Origin of the sequence: Oceanobacillus sp. FSL W7-1293 (assembly GCF_037969815.1) — a bacterium.
In the GTDB taxonomy this organism is placed as follows: Bacteria; Bacillota; Bacilli; order Bacillales; family Amphibacillaceae; genus Oceanobacillus; species Oceanobacillus oncorhynchi.
In genome coordinates, this window is sequence record NZ_CP150212.1 from 1,796,662 (window position 1) to 1,818,757 (window position 22,096).

Annotated in this window: 16 protein-coding genes; 15 read left to right on the forward strand and 1 reads right to left on the reverse strand. The window is 38.6% G+C overall.

The window, feature by feature from the left end; translation table 11 throughout:
* Positions 1-340 precede the first annotated feature (340 nt).
* Positions 341-1,840: an aldehyde dehydrogenase family protein gene (locus tag MKY65_RS08865; protein ID WP_339184088.1), complete on the forward strand. Its 1,500-nt coding sequence runs from the start codon at positions 341-343 to the stop codon at positions 1,838-1,840.
* Between the two features lie 52 nt (positions 1,841-1,892).
* On the forward strand, positions 1,893-3,065 hold the full coding sequence (locus MKY65_RS08870; protein ID WP_339184090.1) for a saccharopine dehydrogenase C-terminal domain-containing protein: 1,173 nt from the start codon (positions 1,893-1,895) through the stop codon (positions 3,063-3,065).
* Positions 3,066-3,419: 354 nt separating this feature from the next.
* Here the strand turns inward: MKY65_RS08870 and mreBH are convergent, their stop codons facing one another.
* Positions 3,420-4,427: a rod-share determining protein MreBH gene (gene mreBH, locus MKY65_RS08875; protein ID WP_042533393.1), complete on the reverse strand. Its 1,008-nt coding sequence runs from the start codon at positions 4,425-4,427 to the stop codon at positions 3,420-3,422.
* Between the two features lie 817 nt (positions 4,428-5,244).
* Here mreBH and MKY65_RS08880 point away from each other — a divergent pair.
* From MKY65_RS08880 to MKY65_RS08940, 13 genes are all read left to right on the forward strand, one after another.
* Positions 5,245-5,949 carry a CAP domain-containing protein gene (locus MKY65_RS08880; protein ID WP_339184093.1) on the forward strand — a complete coding sequence of 235 codons (705 nt, stop codon included), beginning with the start codon at positions 5,245-5,247 and terminating at the stop codon, positions 5,947-5,949.
* A gap of 350 nt (positions 5,950-6,299) precedes the next feature.
* Positions 6,300-7,295, forward strand: a complete 996-nt coding sequence (locus MKY65_RS08885) for a glutaminase (protein ID WP_339184095.1) — start codon at positions 6,300-6,302, stop codon at positions 7,293-7,295.
* A 191-nt stretch (positions 7,296-7,486) separates the two neighbouring features.
* Positions 7,487-7,954, forward strand: a complete 468-nt coding sequence (locus tag MKY65_RS08890) for a low molecular weight protein-tyrosine-phosphatase (RefSeq protein ID WP_339185174.1) — start codon at positions 7,487-7,489, stop codon at positions 7,952-7,954.
* Between the two features lie 13 nt (positions 7,955-7,967).
* Positions 7,968-8,264, forward strand: a complete 297-nt coding sequence (locus MKY65_RS08895; protein WP_339184097.1) for a YtxH domain-containing protein — start codon at positions 7,968-7,970, stop codon at positions 8,262-8,264.
* Positions 8,265-8,465: 201 nt separating this feature from the next.
* Positions 8,466-9,281, forward strand: coding sequence for a YihY/virulence factor BrkB family protein (locus MKY65_RS08900; protein ID WP_339185176.1), 816 nt, complete (start codon positions 8,466-8,468; stop codon positions 9,279-9,281).
* A 188-nt stretch (positions 9,282-9,469) separates the two neighbouring features.
* Positions 9,470-10,318 carry a transporter substrate-binding domain-containing protein gene (locus MKY65_RS08905; protein ID WP_339184098.1) on the forward strand — a complete coding sequence of 283 codons (849 nt, stop codon included), beginning with the start codon at positions 9,470-9,472 and terminating at the stop codon, positions 10,316-10,318.
* A gap of 9 nt (positions 10,319-10,327) precedes the next feature.
* Positions 10,328-11,014 (forward strand): amino acid ABC transporter permease, encoded by a 687-nt coding sequence (locus MKY65_RS08910; RefSeq protein WP_339184099.1) that lies wholly within the window; start codon positions 10,328-10,330, stop codon positions 11,012-11,014.
* Positions 11,015-11,255: 241 nt separating this feature from the next.
* On the forward strand, positions 11,256-11,990 hold the full coding sequence (locus MKY65_RS08915; protein WP_339185179.1) for a YfkD family protein: 735 nt from the start codon (positions 11,256-11,258) through the stop codon (positions 11,988-11,990).
* Positions 11,991-12,120: 130 nt separating this feature from the next.
* Complete coding sequence (locus MKY65_RS08920; protein ID WP_339184101.1) at positions 12,121-13,428, forward strand: Na+/H+ antiporter NhaC family protein; 1,308 nt, start codon at positions 12,121-12,123, stop codon at positions 13,426-13,428.
* A 59-nt stretch (positions 13,429-13,487) separates the two neighbouring features.
* A complete protein-coding gene (gene pdaA / locus MKY65_RS08925) occupies positions 13,488-14,270 on the forward strand; it encodes a delta-lactam-biosynthetic de-N-acetylase (protein ID WP_339184104.1) in 783 nt (260 codons plus the stop codon).
* Positions 14,271-15,396: 1,126 nt separating this feature from the next.
* On the forward strand, positions 15,397-17,541 hold the full coding sequence (locus tag MKY65_RS08930; protein ID WP_339184106.1) for an AAA family ATPase: 2,145 nt from the start codon (positions 15,397-15,399) through the stop codon (positions 17,539-17,541).
* Between the two features lie 363 nt (positions 17,542-17,904).
* Complete coding sequence (locus MKY65_RS08935; protein WP_339184108.1) at positions 17,905-18,891, forward strand: response regulator; 987 nt, start codon at positions 17,905-17,907, stop codon at positions 18,889-18,891.
* Between the two features lie 33 nt (positions 18,892-18,924).
* Positions 18,925-21,954 (forward strand): ATP-binding protein, encoded by a 3,030-nt coding sequence (locus MKY65_RS08940; protein ID WP_339184109.1) that lies wholly within the window; start codon positions 18,925-18,927, stop codon positions 21,952-21,954.
* The last annotated feature ends 142 nt before the right edge of the window (positions 21,955-22,096 follow it).

Below are 22,096 nucleotides of genomic sequence, written 5' to 3' on the forward strand. Positions count from 1 at the left end.
ACCGGACTTTATCCAGCCAATTTTTGATCGATGAAGATTAGGATTGATTATTATCGGTCAATAATAAATCAATATAAGTTTATATGTCAATTTCTGAAAATTATTTGAAATTAGTTGTAAACATATTGGCGGTTCCATTATACTAAAATTAGAAAGAGTAAATTATTTTGTGGGATAGAAAAACGCAAGACCAGATTAACCTTTTTGAACCTTTCAAAGAGTCCGGGTAACTGTCAGAGTATTTCAAGCTATATGTATTTTATAATCATCTCGAATCAATTTGTTGAATGCACTTACCTGAGAAATGTGATTGAATCATTTTTTAAAGGGAGGAAATCAAATGATAACGCTTACAAATGAAGAGAGAAATTTAAAAAACTTTATTAACGGTGAATGGACAGAGGTAACAAATAAGGAAAAGGTTTATAATCCGGCAAATGGAGAAGTAATTGCAGAAGTTCCTAATTCCAGTGCAGAAGCAATTACTCAGGCAGCAGAATCAGCAGGAATTGCTCAAAGAGAGTGGGCACTGGTACCTGCGCCGCAGCGTGCGGAACTATTGTATAAAGTAGGAACAATGATGAAGGAACGAAAGGAAAGGTTATCTCAGCTATTAACATTGGAAAACGGGAAAGTCATTGAAGAAGCACGGGGAGAGGTTCAGGAAGGAATCGATATGGCTTTTTATATGGCAGGAGAGGGAAGGCGTTTATTTGGGCAGACGACCCCTTCTGAATTAAAGGATAAATTTGCGATGAGCGAGAGATGCCCAGTTGGGGTGGTCGGGATTATCACGCCATGGAATTTCCCGATTGCAATTGCGACGTGGAAATCGTTTCCAGCAATTGTTTCCGGGAATGCTGTTATCTGGAAGCCTTCCTCGGAAACCCCGCTTATGGCAAATGAATTAGCAAGGATTTTTGAGGAAGCAGGACTGCCAAAAGGAATTCTTCATGTTGTCTATGGTTCTGGTGCTACTGTCGGGCAGGCAATGATTGAGCATGATGCAATCCGTGTTATTTCATTCACCGGCTCCAATGAAACAGGCAGAAAGGTAGCAACGGAATGCGGGAAACAATTGAAAAAGGTTTCCCTTGAAATGGGCGGGAAAAATGCTGTGATTGTAATGGAAGATGCAGATATTGATTTAGCCGTAGAAGGGATTCTCTGGAGCGCCTTTGGAACAAGCGGCCAGCGCTGTACCGCCTGCAGCCGCGTTATTGTTCATAAGGCTGTTCGAAAAACACTGGAAGAACGTTTATTAGAAGCGATGAAAAACCTGACGATAGGAGATGGACTTGATTCCAATAATAAGATTGGTCCAATCATTAATCAGGCCGGCTTAGATAAAATCTTAAAATATATAGAAATTGGGAAAGAAGAAGGAGCAAAATTAGCTGCTGGCGGTAAACAGCTTACAGTAGAAAATTATGAGAAAGGCTTTTACTTTGAACCGACGCTATTTACTGACGTTACGATAGATATGCGAATTGCACAGGAAGAAATTTTTGGGCCGGTTGTTTCACTCATTGAGGTAAATAATTTTGAAGAAGCAATTGCTGCAAATAATAAGGTGAAGTATGGCTTATCCAGCTCTATATTCACGCAGGATGTGAATCGGGTTTTTCAAGCGCAGCGTGACTTAGATACAGGGATTGTTTACGTCAATGCAGGAACAACAGGAGCGGAAATCCATTTACCTTTTGGAGGAACAAAGGGCACGGGAAATGGGCATCGTGATTCCGGTGTGCAGGCGCTTGATGTTTTTACAGAATGGAAGGCGGTCTATGTCGATTATAGCGGGAAGCTGCAGCGTGCCCAAATTGATACAGATGCATAGACTATCATGATAGGGTGCCTTGAAAAGCAGGAAGCGAAAAGGAGGAATCATCATGAAAATAGGAGTATTAGGAACCGGTCTCATGGGGAAAGAGGTAGCAAGAGATCTGGCAAATAGTGAGGGCATCAAAGAAATTGGTCTTGCAGATATCGATTTAGGGAGGGCTCAGGAGATTTGTTATCAGCTTCAATCACCCCTGATGACGGCCTATCAGGTAAATGCAAAAAATGAAGCGGAGCTCGCTGATTTTATGAGCCGCTTTGATGTGGTAGTGAACGCCCTGTTTTATACCTTTAATGAAATAGTGGCAAAAACTGGTATCAAAGTGGAAACCTCAGTCGTAGATTTGGGAGGTCACATCGATCATATTACGGATAAAGTGCTGGAGCTGGAAGGAGAAGCGAGGACTGCCGGTGTAACCATTATCCCTGATTTAGGGGTAGCCCCTGGTATGATTAATATATTATCCGGCTATGGTGCCAGTAAATTAGAAAAAGCAGCTTCCATTCAATTATTTGTAGGCGGGATTCCTGTCCATCCGGAAGCACCTTTAAAATATAATCATGTATTTTCTATGGAAGGGGTATTAGATCATTATACCGATCCATCAGAGATTATCCGGAATCATCAATTAATCACCGTGCCATCCTTATCTGAAATAGAGCCGATAGAATTTGCTGATTTTGGAGAGTTGGAGGCATTTCACACCTCAGGCGGAACATCAACACTGACAAAGTCTTTTCCTTATTTAGAGACATTGGAATATAAAACAATACGTTATCCCGGGCATGCAGAAAAATTCAAGCTGCTGGTCGATTTGAATTTAACCAGGAACAATTATGAGGTGGTTATCGATGGTGTAAAAGTCAGCCCCCGGAAGGTTTTGCTGAAGGTGCTTGATCCTATTGTCGATTTAAAGGATAAAAAAGATGCCGTTTTATTACGTGCTGTAATTACAGGCTATAACAAGCGTGTAAAAACGGTATTCACCTATGAAATGGTGACATATAAAGATCAGGAGACTGGTGTGACGGCGATGGCACGGGCAACAGCGAATACCATTTCTATTGCTGCACAGATGATTGCTGGAGGGACCATCACAAAAAAAGGAGTATACCCGCCTGAAAAAATCATCCCTGGAAAAGCTTATATTAACGAGATGGCAAAAAGGGGAGTAATGATTAAAGAAAAAATATCGATGGAAACACAATCCACAGTTTCTTGACAAAGATAAGTTAATATAGAAAACGATTTCATTAAAGAGCACGACAAAAAGAACTTCCCATTCGGTATTTTTAAAAAAGGAAGAAACTTTGGTTGATTTTGCTCAAAAGAGACGGTTGTACTTTAAATATAAAAGATGGAGAGAGAAACCAAGTGAGCTCGTTGCTTCGTTTCTTTCTAACCATTCTTTTAGACAGCTTTAAAAAGCCCTTTAAAACTCTAATTTTTAAAAGGAAAAGCTTTTTTAATCATATACAGGGAGTATAAGCCCCCGTATATGATTATGATAGGTCAAAAAGGAATTAAATAGCGCAATTTATTCTATTTCTGGGTGCACCTCAGAGAAAAATAAATTCTATTTTGCTGCTTTTTGTAATTTGTGAATCATTTTCAACGCCCGTCCAGTTCCAATAGCAACAGATTCTAACGGATTTGGAGCAATATGAACAGGAACGCTAAGCTCTTCTGCAAGCCACTCCTGCATTCCATTTAGTTGAGAACCGCCGCCTGTAAGAACAATCCCGTTATCAACGATGTCACCACTCAATTCTGGCGGGCATTCTTCCAATGTTGAACGAATCGTTTCTAAAATTTGTTCTAAAGATTCTTTTAAGGACGCATAAATTTCGGTAGAAGTAACTTCGATTGTTTTTGGAAGTCCAGTAACCATATCACGGCCGCGGATTTCCATTGTTTCTTCTTTATGATTTGGATGTGCATACCCAATTTCCATTTTAATATTTTCGGCAGTGCGTTCTCCAATTAAAATATTATATTGCTTCCGGATATGCTGAATAATTTCTTCATCCATTTTATCTCCTGCAGTACGTACAGAGTTACAGGATACAATACCTCCAAAGGAAATGATACCAACCTCTGAGGTACCGCCGCCGATATCCACGATCACATTAGCGTAAGGCTCATCTACCGGTAAATCTGCTCCAATTGCTGCAGCAACAGGTTCTTCAATTAAATGAACTTGTTTTGCGCCATAGCTTGAGACCGCATTATGAATGGCTCTTCTTTCTACGCTTGTGCTGCCTGACGGGGTACATACAATGACATTCGGTTTGCGCATGGACATCCCCAATGTTTTGCTTACCTTTTTAAGTAATTCTTTCAGTAATTGAGCAGTAACGTCATAATCTGCAATTACCCCATCCTTTAAAGGACGGATCGGGATGATATTCTTCGGCGTCTTACCGACCATTTCCTTTGCTTCTGTTCCGACAGCCATTACTTGCTTTGTATTCACGTCAATTGCTACTACACAAGGTTCGTTTAAAACAACTCCCTTTGATTTTGAATACACCAGAATATTTGCAGTTCCTAAATCAATACCAATTTCAGCACTTGAAAACATATATAAAATCCTCCATTATAATTCCAATTTTTATTTTTGATTGTAGACAGAAAAGATAAACTACGGCACTTTTCCGTATAAGTACGTATTCAAAAAGTCCAGTAAATAAGACTAAGAAGTTCCTTTTCCAACGCCTCATTTTTATTGGGTTTTTAATTTTCCTCTGTAAGTGAATATTCAACAAACCTCAAAAAGAATGAAAAATCATTACTTCATATCAGTCCGTTACATATCCGCTTTTATACATTTCATACATATACATATCTAATTTAAATGATTCCATTTTTTGATTCTTTATAGTAATAATGTACAATTCACGACAAAATATCGTAACCGGCGCAGCGTTTATTTTAAATCGGCTGCTACTTTAAGTCTGCTGGTTATCGATAAATAATAACAAAATTATTTCACTTTCTTAAAATACTATTCTATCAAATGATTGCTTTTTTGGGGGTATTGAACTCCCTTTATTATATAGAAAGAACTAGTTTTTAAAATAAAACATAAGCGAAATGAAATCAAGTAACATTTCTGTTACAAATGTGCTTATGATGTAACATTAGACCTGCTGTAGAAACTTGTCAATATTCATTTTATAGAAATGATTTCCTGTCGATTGATTAATTTCCAAAGCAGGAGAATTATACTTCATTTAGAATAGTAGATTTGATAAGGTTTTACAAGTTTAGAAGCAAAAAAATAGAGTGGGAAAAAGGGCTCTGGTAAACCTTGCCTTGATTATTTCAAATATTACAGAAAACCCTGTGTTATGATGATTTCGCACAAAACAAAACAACAAAAAAAGGAGTGTATGTGCATGTTTAAGAAAGTAGGCATTGCTACTGCATTGTCAGCAACCGTATTGTTTGGAGGAGCGTTCGTTTCAGATGTAGAAGCATCTGCAAATTCAGGAGCCTTTCCTCAAAATTCCGCACAGAACGACTATTCTGTGAACGGTCAAGGTTGGGACACATTAAATACGAGCAATTTCGATTGCTTTAATATGATAAACGGAGAAGCAGCTCCAAATACAGAAGCTGAGGCGCCAGCTGAAAACCAGTCATCTGAAGAAGCAAATCAAGAAGAGGCTGGAAATCAGGAAGCAGATCAGCAAAATCAAGAAAACAATCAGGCAGATGGAGAGGTAAGTCAATTTGAACAAGAAGTAGTTGACTTAACTAACCAAGAAAGAGAAAAAGAAGGTCTTGCACCGCTTGAAATAGACACAGAGTTAAGTGAAGTAGCTCGTGCGAAATCACAAGATATGCAAGAAAATAACTATTTCGATCATAATAGCCCGAACTACGGTTCTCCATTTGATATGATGCAAAGCTTCGGTATTGATTACAATACTGCTGGTGAAAATATTGCTCAAGGTCAGCAATCTCCAGAAGAAGTTGTAGATGCATGGATGAACAGCCAAGGACACCGTGAAAACATTATGAATGGTGATTTCACTCACATCGGAATTGGTCATGTAGAAGATGGAAACTATTGGACTCAAATGTTTATTGGAAAATAAACAGATTCTTTTAATAGAATAAGATAAATGAAAAACCTTCCGCGTGAATGACAATGCTTTTTATTGAAGAGCCATTCATACGGGAGGTTTTTTTACATAAGATGCTTCATGCTACAATAGTGAAAACCACAAAAATGCTGTAATGACAGAAATTTTTGTGGTTTTTAGCTTCCGAAAAAAGAGTGCTTTTTAATCATATGGTTGATTGTTCCGGCCAAACTCTCTGTCAGGTAAGAAAATAAATGCATCATGGAAAAGATTGACGGCTAAAATGATGCTTTACGGGGTATAGTTTTTATAAGAAGTTTTAGAATGAAGATAGTTTCAATTTATAGTAAAGGGGTGTCAAAATGGTACAAGGACATGTGAATTTAAATACAGAAAAAACGGAGCAATGGATTCAAGAATATGTAGACGGCTGGGTAGAGTTTTTTAAAAAGCAGACAGACACTGGAAAAGTTGCTGATTATATACCAAAATTAGAAGAAGCAGATCCCAATTCTTTAGGCATTACGATTATTGGGAAGAAAGGAACAGAAATCCGCTCTGGTGACGTGGAGCATGAGTTTTCTATTCAAAGTATTTCTAAAGTTCTTAGCTTTATTACGGCATGTATGGACAGAGGAATAGCTTATGTTCTGCAAAGAGTAGATGTGGAACCGACAGGGGAAGCGTTTAACTCTATTATGCACTTAGAAGTTAAGGGACACCAGAGGCCATTTAATCCCCTGGTCAATTCAGGAGCAATTACTACCTCATCATTATTAAGCGGGAACACATCAGATGAAAAGCTGGAACCATTATTTCAATTAATGGAAAAAATGATTGGCCGCCGTCCGGAAATTGATATTGATGTATATGTATCGGAACGTGATACTTCCATGCGTAATCGAGCCATTGGTTATTACTTATTAGAAGAAGGATATTTAGAATCCGATTTAGGAGTAACCTTAGAAACATATTTTAAGCAATGCTCGATTAATGTTACGACAGATGATTTAGCCCGTATAGGCCTGGTTCTTTCGAATGATGGCATTCACCCTGAAACAGAAGAAATAATTATTCCCAGGAATATCGTGCGTATTGCCAAATCTTTAATGTTGACATGCGGGATGTATGATGCTTCAGGGAAATTTGCTTCTTATGTCGGTATTCCTGCAAAGAGTGGTGTTTCAGGCGGGATTCTGGCAGTTGTCCCTCCAAGAGTGCGTGAAAATGAGTTGCCATTTTTAAGCGGCTGTGGTATTGGTGTATTTGGACCAGCTTTGGACAAGCAGGGAAATAGTGTTGCAGGAATTAAATTACTCCGTCATATTGCGAACAGCTGGGATTTGAGTTTGTTTTAACTAAATATTTTTCGACAAAAATGGAAACGGAATAACAACTTTCTGCAATTTAGTCTTTGCTTATCAGGCTAAGTTGCTTATAATGGAGTTAATGTAGAATATCCCAAACTTATTCAGGTATTTGGGATATACAATGGGAAGAGCTTCTTTGGAAGCAGACGAGAAATAAGTAATGAGGTGTGTAGGGATTGGTGCGTGTATTATTTGTATGTTTAGGGAATATCTGCCGTTCTCCAATGGCAGAAGCGATATTCCGTGACCTTGTGAAAAGAGAGCATCTGGAAAAGAAGATTCAGGTCGATTCTTGCGGAACCGGTGACTGGCATCTTGGGGAATCGCCGCATTCCGGGACAAAGGAGATACTTGATCAGCAGGGGATTTCCTGTGATGGAATGGAATCAAGATTGCTGACAGCAGATGATTATAAGCAATTTGATTATATGGTTGCGATGGATCAGAATAATTATAATACACTTACAGGGTCCAACAATCAGGAAAGTGCAGCTATCGTGAAATTAATGGAATTTGTGGAAAACATAGAAGAAGAGGATATCCCTGATCCATATTATACCGGGGATTTCGATCAGACATATCGATTAGTTTCAGAGGGCTGTCACGGACTGCTTCAATTTTTAAAAGAAAAGCATCATTTAGATTAAAGGAGAGATACTAATGGGAAAACGTAAAATTATTTTAGGTATTGTTGCAGGAGCAGTAGCAGGAGGCGCAGTAGCGTTATTGGATAAAGAGGCACGCAGTTATGCCTGCGGAAAAGTAAAAGAGGTAAAATCTGCTTCGTCTTATTATATCAGCAATCCTTCTGAAGCAATCCAAGGGCTGCAAAGTACAGTGGATAAGGTAAACGAAGCCTTTGAAAGCGGCTCTGCTAATGCGATGAATGCTTTAGAGCAAGTAGAACAAACATTAGATAAAGTAACGAATAAATTTTCGAATAAAGAAATAGAATAGTATAGGATGTTCAAATAGAAGGATTAAAGTGTGTGTTCAAAAAGTCCGCCAACGCAGAAATTCGGCGTGTTATTTGTATTGGACTTTTTGAACATCCGCATAAAGTGAAAGTGAAAAAATGGAATGTTTATCTTTAGTAGCATCCGCCTTCTCCTTTTTTGAACAAGCCGTCTGAAAAGTGGGAAGGGGAGGTTGGGAAATATTCGAAATCTGCAGAGTATAGGTAAATATTTTTGGAGGCATTATGGAGAAGTAGATGTGTTTGGACTAGCAGCTCAGCTTGCTTACTTCTTTATTTTGTCCTTATTCCCTTTTTTAATCTTCTTACTTAATTTGATTCCGTATTTGCCAATTGATATGGATTTAATTTTAGAAACGATTGGCGACTTTGCACCGGAACAGGTGATGGGGCTGATTACAACAAATCTGCAATCATTGACTGTACAAAACAGCGGACTGCTTTCCATCAGTATTATTGGAACATTATGGGCAGCATCCAATGGTGTCAATGCAATTACAAGAGCATTTAATTACGCTTACGGGATAAAAACAGACCGGTCATTTATCGTTTCACGGCTTGTGGCGATGGTGCTTACCATAGGAATGGTTTTAATTATTATTTTAGCTTTACTGCTTCCGGTTTTCGGAAAAATGATTGGCACGTATCTTTTTTCATGGATCGGATTTACGGAATCATTTTTAGCGGCGTGGGGAACCTTGCGCTGGGTTGTGTCTTCTTTTATCTTCTTTATTGTACTGCTCTTTTTGTATAAGCTGGCGCCTAACCGGAGTCTTAAATTTTCACAGGTTGTATGGGGCACTGCATTCGCAACGCTTGCGTGGCAGCTGGTTTCCTGGGGATTTTCTTTTTATGTACATAACCTGGGGAATTTTTCTGCGACTTATGGCAGTTTGGGCACCATCATTATTTTATTAATTTGGTTTTATTTATTTGGAATCATTATTATTATTGGCGGTATTTTTAATGCAGCCCTTCTAAATTGGAAAAGACGTTAAAAAGAAACGGCGAGTCAGCTTGCCGTTTCTTTTTTTAAGAATGAAATTAAAAAGCATGTGCTTCCGATTTATTTCTGTACTAATATAATAAATTGAAAAGCATAAACAGGATATTAAAGTGTTTTCATACAAATCTTTCTTTGTTATACTGATTTTATGTAAAAAGTATAATACAGGGAGGGTTTAGAATGAGAAAGAACATATTTGTTTTTAGCTTTATTCTTCTAGCGGCATTGTTGCTGGCTGCTTGCGGGTCTGCAGACCAGGAAGAGGTAACAGATGAACATTGGGAGAGCATACAGGAAAAAGGGGAAATTGTAGCAGGGACTTCTGGAACATTGATTGGCGCATCCTACTACGATGAAAATGATGAGTTGACAGGCTATACCGTAGAGATTATGAGAGAAATCGGGGAGCGCTTAGATTTAGAAGTTTCATTTGAAATCATGGGCGCGGATGATTTAGCTACTGCAATCAATAGCGGCAGAATTGATGTAGGAGCAAATGATGCTACGATTACAGAAACCAATCAAGAAAAATTTGGATTTACGGATCCATATAAATATTCGTATATTGTCGCAGCAGTCAGAGAATCAGATAATTCAGGAATAGAAACACTGGAAGACTTAGAGGGTAAAAAAGCCGGCGGGGCAGCCTCGACTATTTACAGTCAAATCGCAGAGCATTATGGAGCAGAAGTAAAAACCTATGGTAATGCACCGAATGAAGCTTATCTAAGTGATATCAGTACAGCGAGAACGGATTTAGTATTAAATGATTATTATTTGACTAAATTCGGGGTAGCGGCATTTCCTGATTTTGATTTGCACTTGCACCCGACTTTAAAATTTAATCCAACGGAGCAGGCTCTAATGATGCCAAAAGAATCTACCACGCTTCAGGAGGAAATGAACAGTGCTTTAAATGATATGCGTGAAGACGGAACATTAAGTGAACTGGCAAAAGAATTTTACGAAGAAGACGCTTCCCAAGAACCGGATGTAGAAGTCGAAATTGTAGAAGGTCTGGATTTTTAGAGGTTTAAAATGAATATAACAAATATTGATTTTGGCGGTTTTTTTGATGTTCAATTAGCGTGGGAGAGTCTGCCTTTTGTTCTTGGCGGCCTGCCGATAACATTACTGATTTCCATCGGCAGTATGCTGATTGGGCTTGTCCTGGGGCTTTTATTAGCGCTGGCAAGAGGGTCTGAAAACGTTCTTCTGAGATGGCCGGCCAGGCTCTATATATCCTTTATGCGGGGAACACCAATTATTGTATTTTTATATATCCTGTATCTGGGCTTGCCCTCTGCCGGAATCCAGCTTGTCGCAGTCCATGCTGCAATCATTGGATTGGGTTTAAATAGTGCCGCATATATTGCGGAAATCGACAGATCGGCATTAAATAGCGTGGAGAAAGGCCAATGGGAATCTTCTCGGGCGTTAAATATGCCTTATTGGCTGACCCTGCGTAAAATTATTCTGCCCCAGGCTACCCGAATTGCCATACCGCCTTTAACAAATGTTTTTATGGATATTGTGAAGGCGACGTCTTTGACTGCAGTGATTACAGTGCCGGAATTATTCCAAAAAGCACAAATTGTCGCTGGAAGAGAATTTGATGCAATGACCATGTACGTCTTGACGGCACTTATTTATTGGCCGGTTTGTATTTTAATCGGCATGCTTCAGGACCGTTTAGAGAAAAAATATAGTGTTTTTGTAAAATAGGTTTACTGCATGTAACAACAGCATCTGACAAATGATAAAGAGACATTCCGGTGTCTCTTTTTTGCATTGAAAAGTTTATTTTTCCTGTATTCTTTATAATTTCCAAAAAGTCTCAAGGCTTCTGGTGTATAGTTTCCTTCCTTTCTGAAAAAATAAAACAAAAAGAAAGGAAGGTACGGGAATGAAAAAATGCAATCGTGCTTATTTTTTTACACTTCTTTTATGTTTAATCTGGCTCTTGATGCCAATCAGCAGCTTTGCTGAAGAAATAAAAGAAGGATTGAATATACCTAGCCATGTACTGGATATCTCAAAAGAAAACACATTTCCGAATTCAACAGAAGACCAGGAGATTATTGAACCCAGCAAGTTAACGAAAGAGTTGATCGAAGAGGTCGGCATTCCAATCGAAAATCCGGAGCTGATTAAGATTTTGAATGAAAGCAGTATCAAACCATCTCCTATAGCAATCGGATATCGCGGTATGGTCTATCTGGGAAGGTGGCCAATCAATTATCAATCTGCGGAATCAAATATTAATTGGGAATACCAGCATATCAATAAAAATGAAATGAATAATGTTGGCGGTGAGAAAGCCCAGGAGATGAGCTATTATCAGCAGGAAGAAAAAGAAATAAATGGCGCCCTGACCAGTAAAATAAGTAATCCGGAACAAATAAAAACGATGATGCTGTTAAAAGCCAGCGAAAATACAAAGCTTCCTCTTTCGTATCAAGCTGTTATTGGTCATAATACAAAATTAACTAATTCGTATAACATCCCAACGGAAAAGCACGGGATACTGGATGCTTATGCGCCGGCCGTTAATGAGAAAGGGCAGGTGACATTCGGAGAAGTATATATTGAATTAAAAGGATCCAATAAAACCATTCAAATTAAGAATGTAACCAAGCAAGGAATCGGGGCCTGGATCCCTGTACAGGATTATTTATCTTTCTCCTTTAAAGTAAAATAAACATCAAAGGATTGTCGAAAAGACAGTCCTTTTTACATATTTAGCAAAAATATATTGCAATTTTCTCTTTAATGCTTTATTATGATAAAGTATTAAAGAGAAAATGTAATGATTATTGGGGGGAAGAAAAATGGAATGGGTTGTTCTTTCAGCAGTCCTATTAATGACTGTTTTATGTTTATTAAAGGTAAATGTTATTTTATCTATTTTAATTTCAACGATTGCTGCCGGCTTAATGTCCGGATTAGGATTTACTGACTCTGTTGAATTAATGGTGGCAGGGATGGGAAATGCCGCAAATACAGCATTAAGCTATATATTATTAGGTGCTTTTGCAGTGGCTATCAGCTACACAGGCATTACAAAAATTTTAGTGAATTTTATTATTCGCGTATTAACAGGGAAGAAAACAATGATGCTATTCGCATTAGCTGGGGTTGCGTGTTTATCACAAAATGCAGTTCCGGTTCATATTGCTTTTATTCCAATTTTAATCCCTCCTTTATTAAAACTATTTGATCAAATGCGGATGGACCGCCGCGCTGTAGCAGTGGCTCTGACGTTTGGTTTAAAAGCACCTTATATGATGATTCCCGCTGGTTTTGGTTTGCTTTTCCAAACACTGATTTTGGATGGACTGAATTCTAATGGAGGAGAAATCACTTTACATGAAGTAACTTTATCTATGCTGATTCCTGGTGCCGGAATGATTGTTGGTCTATTAATTGGTATATTATTTACGTATAGAAAAGATAAAACATCTAAGGACCTGATGAAGGAAGAAAAAATAAAACCAGAGAATTTAGTCGAAGAGGTGACTTTCAGTAAACAGCATGTAATGACGATTATTGCCATTATATTGGCGCTTATCGTTCAAATTATAACGCAAGATTTGATTTTAGGTGCATTGACTGGAATTATCGCTATGTTCGTTCTGGTAGCATTACCATTTAGAAATCTGGATTCTGTGATGTCAGGAGGAATCTCCATGATGGGGATGATTTCTTTTATCATTTTTGCAGCTGCCGGTTTTGCGAATGTTTTACAGGAAACAGGTGCTGTAGCGGAATTAGTGGAGGTATCTGTTTCTGCTTTAGGAGATAATAAACCGTTAATTGCATTTGTTCTCTTGTTATTAGGTCTGGTTATTACGATTGGTATTGGAACGTCATTCGGAACAATCCCGATTGTTGCAGCCCTCTTTGTTCCTATCTGTTTAGCTGCCGGCTTTTCTCCTTTAGCAACAGCGGCTTTAGTCGGTACAGCCGGAGCATTGGGAGATGCTGGTTCACCAGCTTCAGACAGTACACTTGGCCCAACCTCTGGTTTAAATGCAGATGGAAAACATGATCATATTTGGGACACATGTGTACCGACATTCATCCATTACAATATTCCATTATTTATTTTCGGATGGATTGCTGCAATGGTTCTTTAAAAAGTGAATAAAATAAAGATATAAAGGAAAAGGTAAGAGAAAAAGTAGGTGAATTTGAAATGAAAAGAACAATCACTTTGCTGCTTTCACTTGCCTTTTTCTTATGTGCATTTCCAATGGATACAGGTAACGCATATGGATGGGGGTATCAAAAGAACTCGAATCATACACCGCCCCAAATTGGCACTTACCAAGAGGTATTAGATAAATACAATGCTTTTTATCTGGACGATTCCGGTGAGAAAAATCTCTATCTGACATTTGATAATGGCTATGAACAAGGATTTACGCCAGAGATATTAGATGTATTAAAGCAGGAAAAGGTTCCTGCAGCTTTCTTTGTAACAGGGCACTACGTGGAGAGTGAGCCTGATTTGGTCAAAAGGATGGTCGATGAAGGACATATTATTGGCAACCATTCCTATCATCATCCGGACTTTACTGTGATGGATAAAGAAGCCATCAACAAAGAATTGACCGATTTAGAACAAGCTGTTGCAGAGGTCAGTGATCAGGATGAATTAATTTATGTCAGACCGCCGCGGGGTACTTTTAGTACAGATACATTAAAATGGTCAACAGAGTTAGGGCTTGTTCATGTATTTTGGTCATTGGCCTTTAAAGATTGGGAAACCAACTCACAAAAAGGTGCAGATTATGCTTACGATGAAATTATGAAACAGATACATCCAGGAGCAATTATTTTACTTCACGCAGTTTCCAGTGATAATGCAACCGCTTTGGAAAAAGTGATTCAGGATTTAAAGAAAGAAGGCTACCAATTTAAAAGCTTAGACGATTTATGGCTAAGCAAGCAATTGCCAAAACAGTTTCCGTATTAAGTTGAACTGTCCTTATATAGAAGAAACGGATGAAAGTCAGAAGAAACATTTCTGATAAACCGTTACGCTTCTAAAAGGACAGTTTTTTTGATATACTGCAAAAACAAATCATCCTTATGAGAAAGAAAAAGCCTTCTTTTTTATAATTCAACTTTCGCACATTAAAAAGTAACTTCATTTCCATAGAAACAGGAGTTGATCGTTCCTTTGATAACTTCCTTGACAAAGATATAGAAGGCGAAGTGTAAAGCACCGCTGCGGCGGACCATTTTGCTTTCCTAGGGGCATGCTCTTCAGCTAACTTTTGCTAAGAAGAGCACTTGGCAAAAGTGGATCTTCAGATGGTGCTGATCCCTCAGGAGTCAAAACGGTCCGCCTCCGCTAGTAAGACGTTCTATACGTGAAAAAACAACTCACCAAATAGATGTCTAATCAGGTAGAACATCTTTTTCATGCTGCATGGTAAAATGTTCCACCAAGATTACTTTCTGTGCATAAAAGCTATTCCCTGTATTTCATATCCATGCTGTTATGATTGGTTATTCGGGCAAAAGCTGCATTTTCCTTCAGCCCATTAAAATCTTATTTCTTTCATTCGCTGTTGCATCCTATCAGAGCGAAGGCCAACCACGCAGACTCCTATGGGAACAGGGCGAGCTGAAGATCCACTTGAAAAGCGGGTTTCTTTTCAAGTTAGCTGAAGCCGTCCCCATGGAAAGCGGAGTGGTTGGCCGGAGCGGAGCTACACACCATCACCAATTCCAACAAGGCCGGATATTTAACCAAAATGCAAGTATGTAATGGAGAACATGTTCACCCTGAAATAGCAAGATATATATGCTTATTCTTAGGTACGAAAGTTGAGTTTATAATAAATTTGTGTGTTTTGACCTCTTTGACCGAAAATCTGACGAATATATAAGCTGCTAAATCTCTTGCGGGACAAGGGTTTAGCCTATATGTAAACTAGCATAAAAGATAAAGGTCAAAAAAAAATAAAAAAATTTGACCAAAACACTTGAAAGTCAAAGTAGGTCAGAGTATAATGTAAATATAGTCAAAGATAGTCAAAGTCAAAACAACGAATAAATAAGCTATCTGACTAAGTTATAAGGAGGAATGAGAAATGAAATGTCAAAACTGTGGACAAAATGAGGCAACTATTAATGCACAAATGCAAATGAATGGACAGCGTATGGAAGTGCATCTTTGCCATGAATGTTTACAAGAAATACAAGGAAATATGATGAACAGCGACTTTTTCTCTAATTCTCCATTTGGCAATATGGATCAATCATTTGCCAACAACTTTTTCCAAGGAAATCAGCAAAGTGGTGCAAATGCACGTACTAGAACACAACAAAAATCAAACAATGGAAATGGCTTGATTGATCAGTTAGCAAAAAATATTACTGATCAAGCACGAGCAGGAAAGATTGATCCTGTCATTGGCAGAGATAAAGAAATTAAACGAGTTATCGAAACATTAAATAGAAGAAATAAAAACAATCCGGTATTAATCGGTGAGCCGGGCGTTGGTAAAACAGCGATTGCAGAAGGACTGGCTGTCAATATTGTAGAAGGAAATGTTCCTACTAAATTAATGAACAAAGAAATCTACTTGCTGGATGTCGCTTCTTTAGTTGCAAACACTGGTATCCGCGGTCAATTTGAAGAGCGGATGAATAAATTGATTGCTGAGTTGCAAGAGCGTAACGACGTGATCGTATTTATCGATGAAATTCACTTGCTTGTTGGTGCAGGTACTGCAGAAAGCTCACAAATGGATGCAGGCAATATCTTGAAGCCAGCTCTTGCACGCGGCGACCTGCAAGTAATTGGCGCAACAACATTGAAAGAATATCGTCAAATTGAAAAAGACGCTGCGCTGGAAAGACGTCTGCAGCCGATTATCGTAAAAGAACCATCCTTAGAGGATGCAGTGAAAATACTAAAAGGAATCAAAGACCGTTATGAAAAATTCCATGAGGTTCGCTATTCTGATGAAGTCGTCGAAGCATTTGTCGGTTTATCCAACCGGTATATTCAAGACCGCTTCCTTCCGGATAAAGCAATTGACTTAATGGATGAGGTCGGTTCCAGATTAAACCTTGCAAATGCCGGGAAGGATTCTGAAACCTTGCAGCAACACTTGGATGAAGTAGTGAAACAAAAACAGGAAGCAGCCGAAAAAGAAGATTATGAGCGTGCTGCAAATCTACGCTACCAAGAAATTCAATTGCAAAAGCAGATGGATAAAGTTGAAGATGGTGAGAAAACGCTGGATGTAGATATTTCTGACATTCAATTGATTGTAGAAGAAAAAACAGGCATACCTGTAACAAAAATGCAAAAAGATGAAAAAGAAAAAATGAAAAACTTAGCTGACGATCTCCGTGCCAAAGTTATCGGGCAGGAAGAAGCAGTAGGTAAAGTTGCGAAATCCATCCGCCGTAGCCGTGCTGGATTAAAAGCAAAAGAGCGTCCAATCGGTTCCTTCCTATTTGTCGGCCCTACCGGTGTCGGTAAGACAGAGTTGACGAAGGTACTGGCTGAGCAAATGTTTGGTACGAGAGATGCGCTGGTTCGTCTGGATATGAGTGAATATATGGAAAAACACGCGGTGTCTAAAATTATCGGTTCACCGCCAGGATATGTCGGTCATGAAGAAGCTGGACAGCTGACCGAACGCATCCGCAGAAACCCATATTCTATTCTGTTGCTGGATGAAATCGAAAAAGCACATCCAGATGTGCAAAATACGTTCCTGCAAATCATGGAGGACGGTCATTTAACCGATTCTCACGGCAGAAGAGTAAGCTTTAAGGATACGGTTATCATTATGACAAGTAATGCTGGAACTGGTGAGAAAAAAGTAAGTGTCGGGTTCAATGCGAAAACACATGAATCTGTTGCGACAATGGAAAACTTAAGCAACTATTTCAAACCAGAATTCTTGAACCGTTTCGATGCGATTGTAAACTTCAATGAATTAAAAGAAAAAGATTTACTGCAAATTGTAGACCTTATGCTGCATGATTTAGAAGCAACCATGAAGGAAAATCAAATTACCATCACTATCTCTGATGCAGCAAAAGAACGTCTTGTTCAATTAGGATATGATGCACGCTTTGGCGCACGTCCATTACGTCGTGTTATCCAGGATAAAGTAGAGGATCAATTAACAGATTTGATTCTTGAAGGAGAAGATGTAACAGACATTCATGTAGATGTTGAAGACGAAGAAATTGTTGTTTCCAATGCATCTTAATATAAGGTGAAATGGTATTAGGCATATCAAATAAAATAAAGCATAAAAAAAGATCAGCAAACCAATTGAATTTGGTTTAGCTGGTCTTTTTTTATTTGAAAAACTTACGTTAAGTTACTCCCCAGCTTTGAAATTCATTCCCGCTGTATAAAAGAATTAAAATGTGTGAGAAAGTAAGGTTTTTTTGTTCGATATATGGTATAAAAAGAATAAGGATCAGTTTTTGAAAATCAAAGCAATAGAATCGTTTATCACCAGATAGCATCTGTATAAAAAGCAAAAAGATGTTTTCAAACTCGCTTTAACCGCAATGGAAGTTTTTCTAATATTATGTATACGATAAAAACGGATGGAGATGAAAGCGTGAAGATTTGTATCATTGATGATGAACCATTGGCGTTGCAGTATTTGGATTTTCTCTTAAACAAAATAGAAGGAGTACAGGTTACCGGTAAATTTAATAATGCGAAAGGGTTAATAAATCATGTTCAAACGGAGGACGTAGATGCCGTATTGATGGATATTCATATGCCTGATATACAGGGGATCGATTTAGCTGAACAGCTGTTAAATATCAAGCCCGTTCTAAATATTGCTTTTGTCACAGCCTATAATGAGTATGCAGTCAGAGCATTTGAACTGAATGCGTTAGATTATATTTTGAAGCCGGTACAGTTAGAGAGGTTAGAGTTGACCATTGAACGCATCAAAGAAAAGGATGAAATATTACATAAAGCTCCGTTAAATGCAGCGTATCATATCAAAAACCTGGGTACAGTTCGTTTTTATAAGGAAGAGAGCCCGATAGAAGTAAAGTGGAGAACGTCGAAAGCAAAGGAGTTATTTTTTTATTTTCTTCAAAACCATAGAAATACCATTCGAAAGGAAAAGCTGATAGATTTCATGTGGGCCCACCTCTCCTGGGAAAAGGCCAATTCTCAATTGTATTCCACCGTTTATCAAATAAGAAAGGTAATTCAGCAAATAGGAATCCCAATTAAGATAGTCAGTCAGGAGGAATCTTATGAAATAACCTTGGGAGAAGAAGTGGATATTCAATCTATTAGCTGGAAACAAGCAGCATGGAGGGCCTTGCAGGAGAATGATGTATCAGTTAAAGCACATATGAAATTATTAGAAACCTATCAAGGGGATTATTTGCAAGGGGTAGAAGCTGATTGGATTATGAAAGAAAGAAATGAGATAAGGAACATTTGGCTGCAAATAATAGATAATCTGATAAATGATACCCTTCACAATAAGTCACCTTCATCTCGTAAAATTTCTCAAATAAGTGCACTGGTAAGTTTTGACGAAGAAGCTCGAATATTAGTAAATGAAAAATTATAGCATTAGAAAATGGGTCTGGAAGAGTGAAGAAGAATGAAAAAAAATGCGATTCAGCTGACAGTGATTTTGCTTGTTTTTATGCTTTGTTTGTCTGCTTTCCGTTTGATTTGGACGGGTCTTTTTCAAGAGGAGGTACAGCCCGATATTCAAAATGGGATGCTTGATATCCAAACTTGGGATCTGGGAGAGGAAGAAACACTGGTTTTAGATGGAGAGTGGGAGTTTTATCCTTCCCGCTTTATTATGGATGAGAGCTCGGTGCAGGGGGAATCAGATATTATAGAAGTCCCCAGAGGATGGAATGATATACTAGGTTCTTCCTTTGGATATGGAAGCTACCGGCTGCAAATAAAAGTGGATCGTGATGCAGAACAAAATTATGGGTTATACATACCAAGTATTCGCAGTTCATCGGAGATCTATGTGAACGGAAGGAAACTGGCATCATCTGGGGAGATAGCTGCAGCAGAAGAACAATATACTGCAAAAAATTTACCGCAGAGAATCGTTTTTACAGCAGATGAAGAAGGTATTATCGATATCGTTATTCAAGCAGCCAACTATAAAGATATCAGGAGCAGCGGTATTATCCGTTCTGTGAGATTCGGGACAGAGCAGGCTATCTCAAGCGGAACGCAGCTGTCCAGTTATTTTCAAATCAGCATCATTGTTATCTTTTTAATTCATGCAGTATATACCTTCATTTTATATCTGATCGGAAATCGGGATAAGTATCTATTGTATTTTTCTATATTAATGTTCTGCATGATTATGACATCTCTTTTAAGTAATGGAGATAAATTGATTCACCAGTTTTTCAATATATCTTATGATTTCGATTTTCGCATAGCGAACACCTTGCTTCTGCTGGGATGTTATGCTTTGCTGCAATGTACAAATCATCTGGAGCTGCCATATTGGAAAAGGATATTTCCTTTTTATAAATGGAGTATATTTGCCATGATGGGAATAACCTTATTTTTATCTATACCGCAGATTCTATTTTTATTTCCTGTTTATTATCTATTTGCTTTCATAGCTATTATCGTTACCTTCTGTTCTGTAGTCCGGCTGTATAGACAGAATCCTGCAACGAATATGTTCCTTGTACTTAGTTTCTTTGCTGTCGTTCATCATTATATATGGGATTTAACATGGAGGGAACAAAGTGTTTATTTAACGTTTTATCCATTTGATCTGATTGTTGCGGTCGTATGCTATATCATTGTCTGGTTTAAAGGGTATTTTCAAATGCATGAAGAAACAAAAGAATTGGCGTCCAGCTTACAACGGATGAATCAAGAAAAAGATCAATTTCTGGCGAATACTTCTCATGAGTTCCGCAATCCTTTAAATAGTATCATGCTGCTTTCTAAGGCTGTCATGGACAGGGAAGAAGCAGTATTGTCAAAGCGGAGTGTAAGTGAACTTCATACGGTATTGAACGTCGGAAAGCGAATGAACCTTTTATTAACAGATTTGCTGGAAGCGAGGAATTTAAATCGTACGAAACCGCGTTTGAACAAGCAGGCGGTTGCTCTGGAGCCTATTGCAACCGGCGTCCTGGACTTGCTGCAGCTTTCATCAGATATGAAGCAGCTGCAAATGGTCAATAAGATACCAAAGGAATTTCCAGCAGTTTATGCGGACGAAAATCGCGTCACGCAGATTTTATTTAATTTAGCAGGAAACGCTGTTAAATATACGAATCAGGGAGAAGTAATTATATCTGCAGCAAAAAAAGAAAAATATGCGGAAATCCATGTAACAGATACTGGTATCGGAATCAGTGAAGAAATGCAAAAACGGTTGTTTCTTCCTTATGAACAGGATAATGCAACAAGTGGGATGCAGGAAGGCGGGTTCGGGCTGGGATTAAGTATTACGAAACAGCTGGTTGAGCTTCATGGAGGCAGGGTTTGGGTCTCCTCGAAAGAAGGGGAGGGAACAACCTTTACGTTTACTTTAGAATTAGCCTCTCCGCAATCAGCTGTACAGCTCTCCAATCAGACGAAACAGACGGATGTCAAGTATTCAGAGAAGATAGAAGCTGAATTAGCACCATTACATGACGGCCAGACTCCGGCAGTTTTACTGGTTGATGATAATCCGGCGAGTTTATTAGCATTAAACTCCATTTTGTCAGAAGATGCATACGATACGATGACGGTGACCAGTGCAAAGCAAGCGCTCGAAGAACTGAAGAAGCGGGATTGGGACTTAGTCATTTCCGATATTATGATGCCGGAAATATCAGGCTATAAATTTACCGGTATGATTAGAGAGCGTTATACCCTGACAGAACTCCCTGTCCTGCTGCTGACCGGAGGAAATGCTGACATTCAGGCGGCCTTCTTGGCGGGAGCAAATGATTATATTACCAAACCTGTGGAGCCTATAGAGCTGAAAGCCCGGATGGACTCTTTAATCACAATGAAGCGTGTTGCTGAGCAGCAATTACAATTAGAAACAGCCTGGCTGCAGGCTCAAATACAACCGCATTTCTTGTTTAATACACTGAATTCGATTATGGCCTTGAGTGAGTGGGATGTAGAGGCAATGCGCAGGCTTCTCGATGAACTCAGCAATTTCTTGAGAAGTAAATTTCGGTTTCAGCAAATGAAGGACTTGATACCTTTAGAAGAAGAATTAAACATTGTTCGTTCTTATCTATTTATTGAGCAAGTCCGTTTTGGGGAAGCCTTGCAGGTGAAATGGAAGCTGGACGAACAAGAAGGAGTCAATGTGCCTTTCCTATCGATCCAGCCATTAGTGGAGAATGCGGTCCAGCATGGAATTAGAAACGGACAGGGAAAAGGAACGGTGACTATAAGCTTTCAAAAAAATTCTTCCCGCTCCAAAGCAGTGATTACCGTTGCGGATGACGGGGCAGGAATAGAAGAAGCAGACATTCCTGACATTTTAAAAGGAGAATCGGATAGCGAATCAGGGGTAGGTGTATTAAACGTAGAAAAAAGATTGCATCAGCATTACGGAAAGGGATTAACCATTATCAGTACTGTGAATAAAGGAACGAGCGTATCCTTTGAAATAGATATATAAAGTGAAACTATATGCAGTGAACGAATCGTACCATTATATTATCCTGATTCTCATTTCAAGTCTTCTCCAAGCTTGAAGCGGCAGGTAACCCCCATCCATTGCAATATAGATAAACAAAACTTCATTTTGCGGCGGAGCCCCC

What these genes read in the sequence shown, in the direction of transcription:
- MKY65_RS08870 (WP_339184090.1), top strand. Translation starts at nt 1,893, where the DNA reads ATGAAAATAGGAGTATTAGGAACCGGTCTCATGGGGAAAGAGGTAGCA.
- MKY65_RS08940 (WP_339184109.1), top strand. Translation starts at nt 18,925, where the DNA reads ATGAAAAAAAATGCGATTCAGCTGACAGTGATTTTGCTTGTTTTTATG.
- MKY65_RS08885 (WP_339184095.1), top strand. Translation starts at nt 6,300, where the DNA reads ATGGTACAAGGACATGTGAATTTAAATACAGAAAAAACGGAGCAATGG.
- MKY65_RS08930 (WP_339184106.1), top strand. Translation starts at nt 15,397, where the DNA reads ATGAAATGTCAAAACTGTGGACAAAATGAGGCAACTATTAATGCACAA.
- pdaA (WP_339184104.1), top strand. Translation starts at nt 13,488, where the DNA reads ATGAAAAGAACAATCACTTTGCTGCTTTCACTTGCCTTTTTCTTATGT.
- MKY65_RS08915 (WP_339185179.1), top strand. Translation starts at nt 11,256, where the DNA reads ATGCCAATCAGCAGCTTTGCTGAAGAAATAAAAGAAGGATTGAATATA.
- mreBH (WP_042533393.1), bottom strand. Translation starts at nt 4,427, where the DNA reads ATGTTTTCAAGTGCTGAAATTGGTATTGATTTAGGAACTGCAAATATT.
- MKY65_RS08905 (WP_339184098.1), top strand. Translation starts at nt 9,470, where the DNA reads ATGAGAAAGAACATATTTGTTTTTAGCTTTATTCTTCTAGCGGCATTG.
- MKY65_RS08895 (WP_339184097.1), top strand. Translation starts at nt 7,968, where the DNA reads ATGGGAAAACGTAAAATTATTTTAGGTATTGTTGCAGGAGCAGTAGCA.
- MKY65_RS08880 (WP_339184093.1), top strand. Translation starts at nt 5,245, where the DNA reads ATGTTTAAGAAAGTAGGCATTGCTACTGCATTGTCAGCAACCGTATTG.
- MKY65_RS08920 (WP_339184101.1), top strand. Translation starts at nt 12,121, where the DNA reads ATGGAATGGGTTGTTCTTTCAGCAGTCCTATTAATGACTGTTTTATGT.
- MKY65_RS08910 (WP_339184099.1), top strand. Translation starts at nt 10,328, where the DNA reads ATGAATATAACAAATATTGATTTTGGCGGTTTTTTTGATGTTCAATTA.
- MKY65_RS08865 (WP_339184088.1), top strand. Translation starts at nt 341, where the DNA reads ATGATAACGCTTACAAATGAAGAGAGAAATTTAAAAAACTTTATTAAC.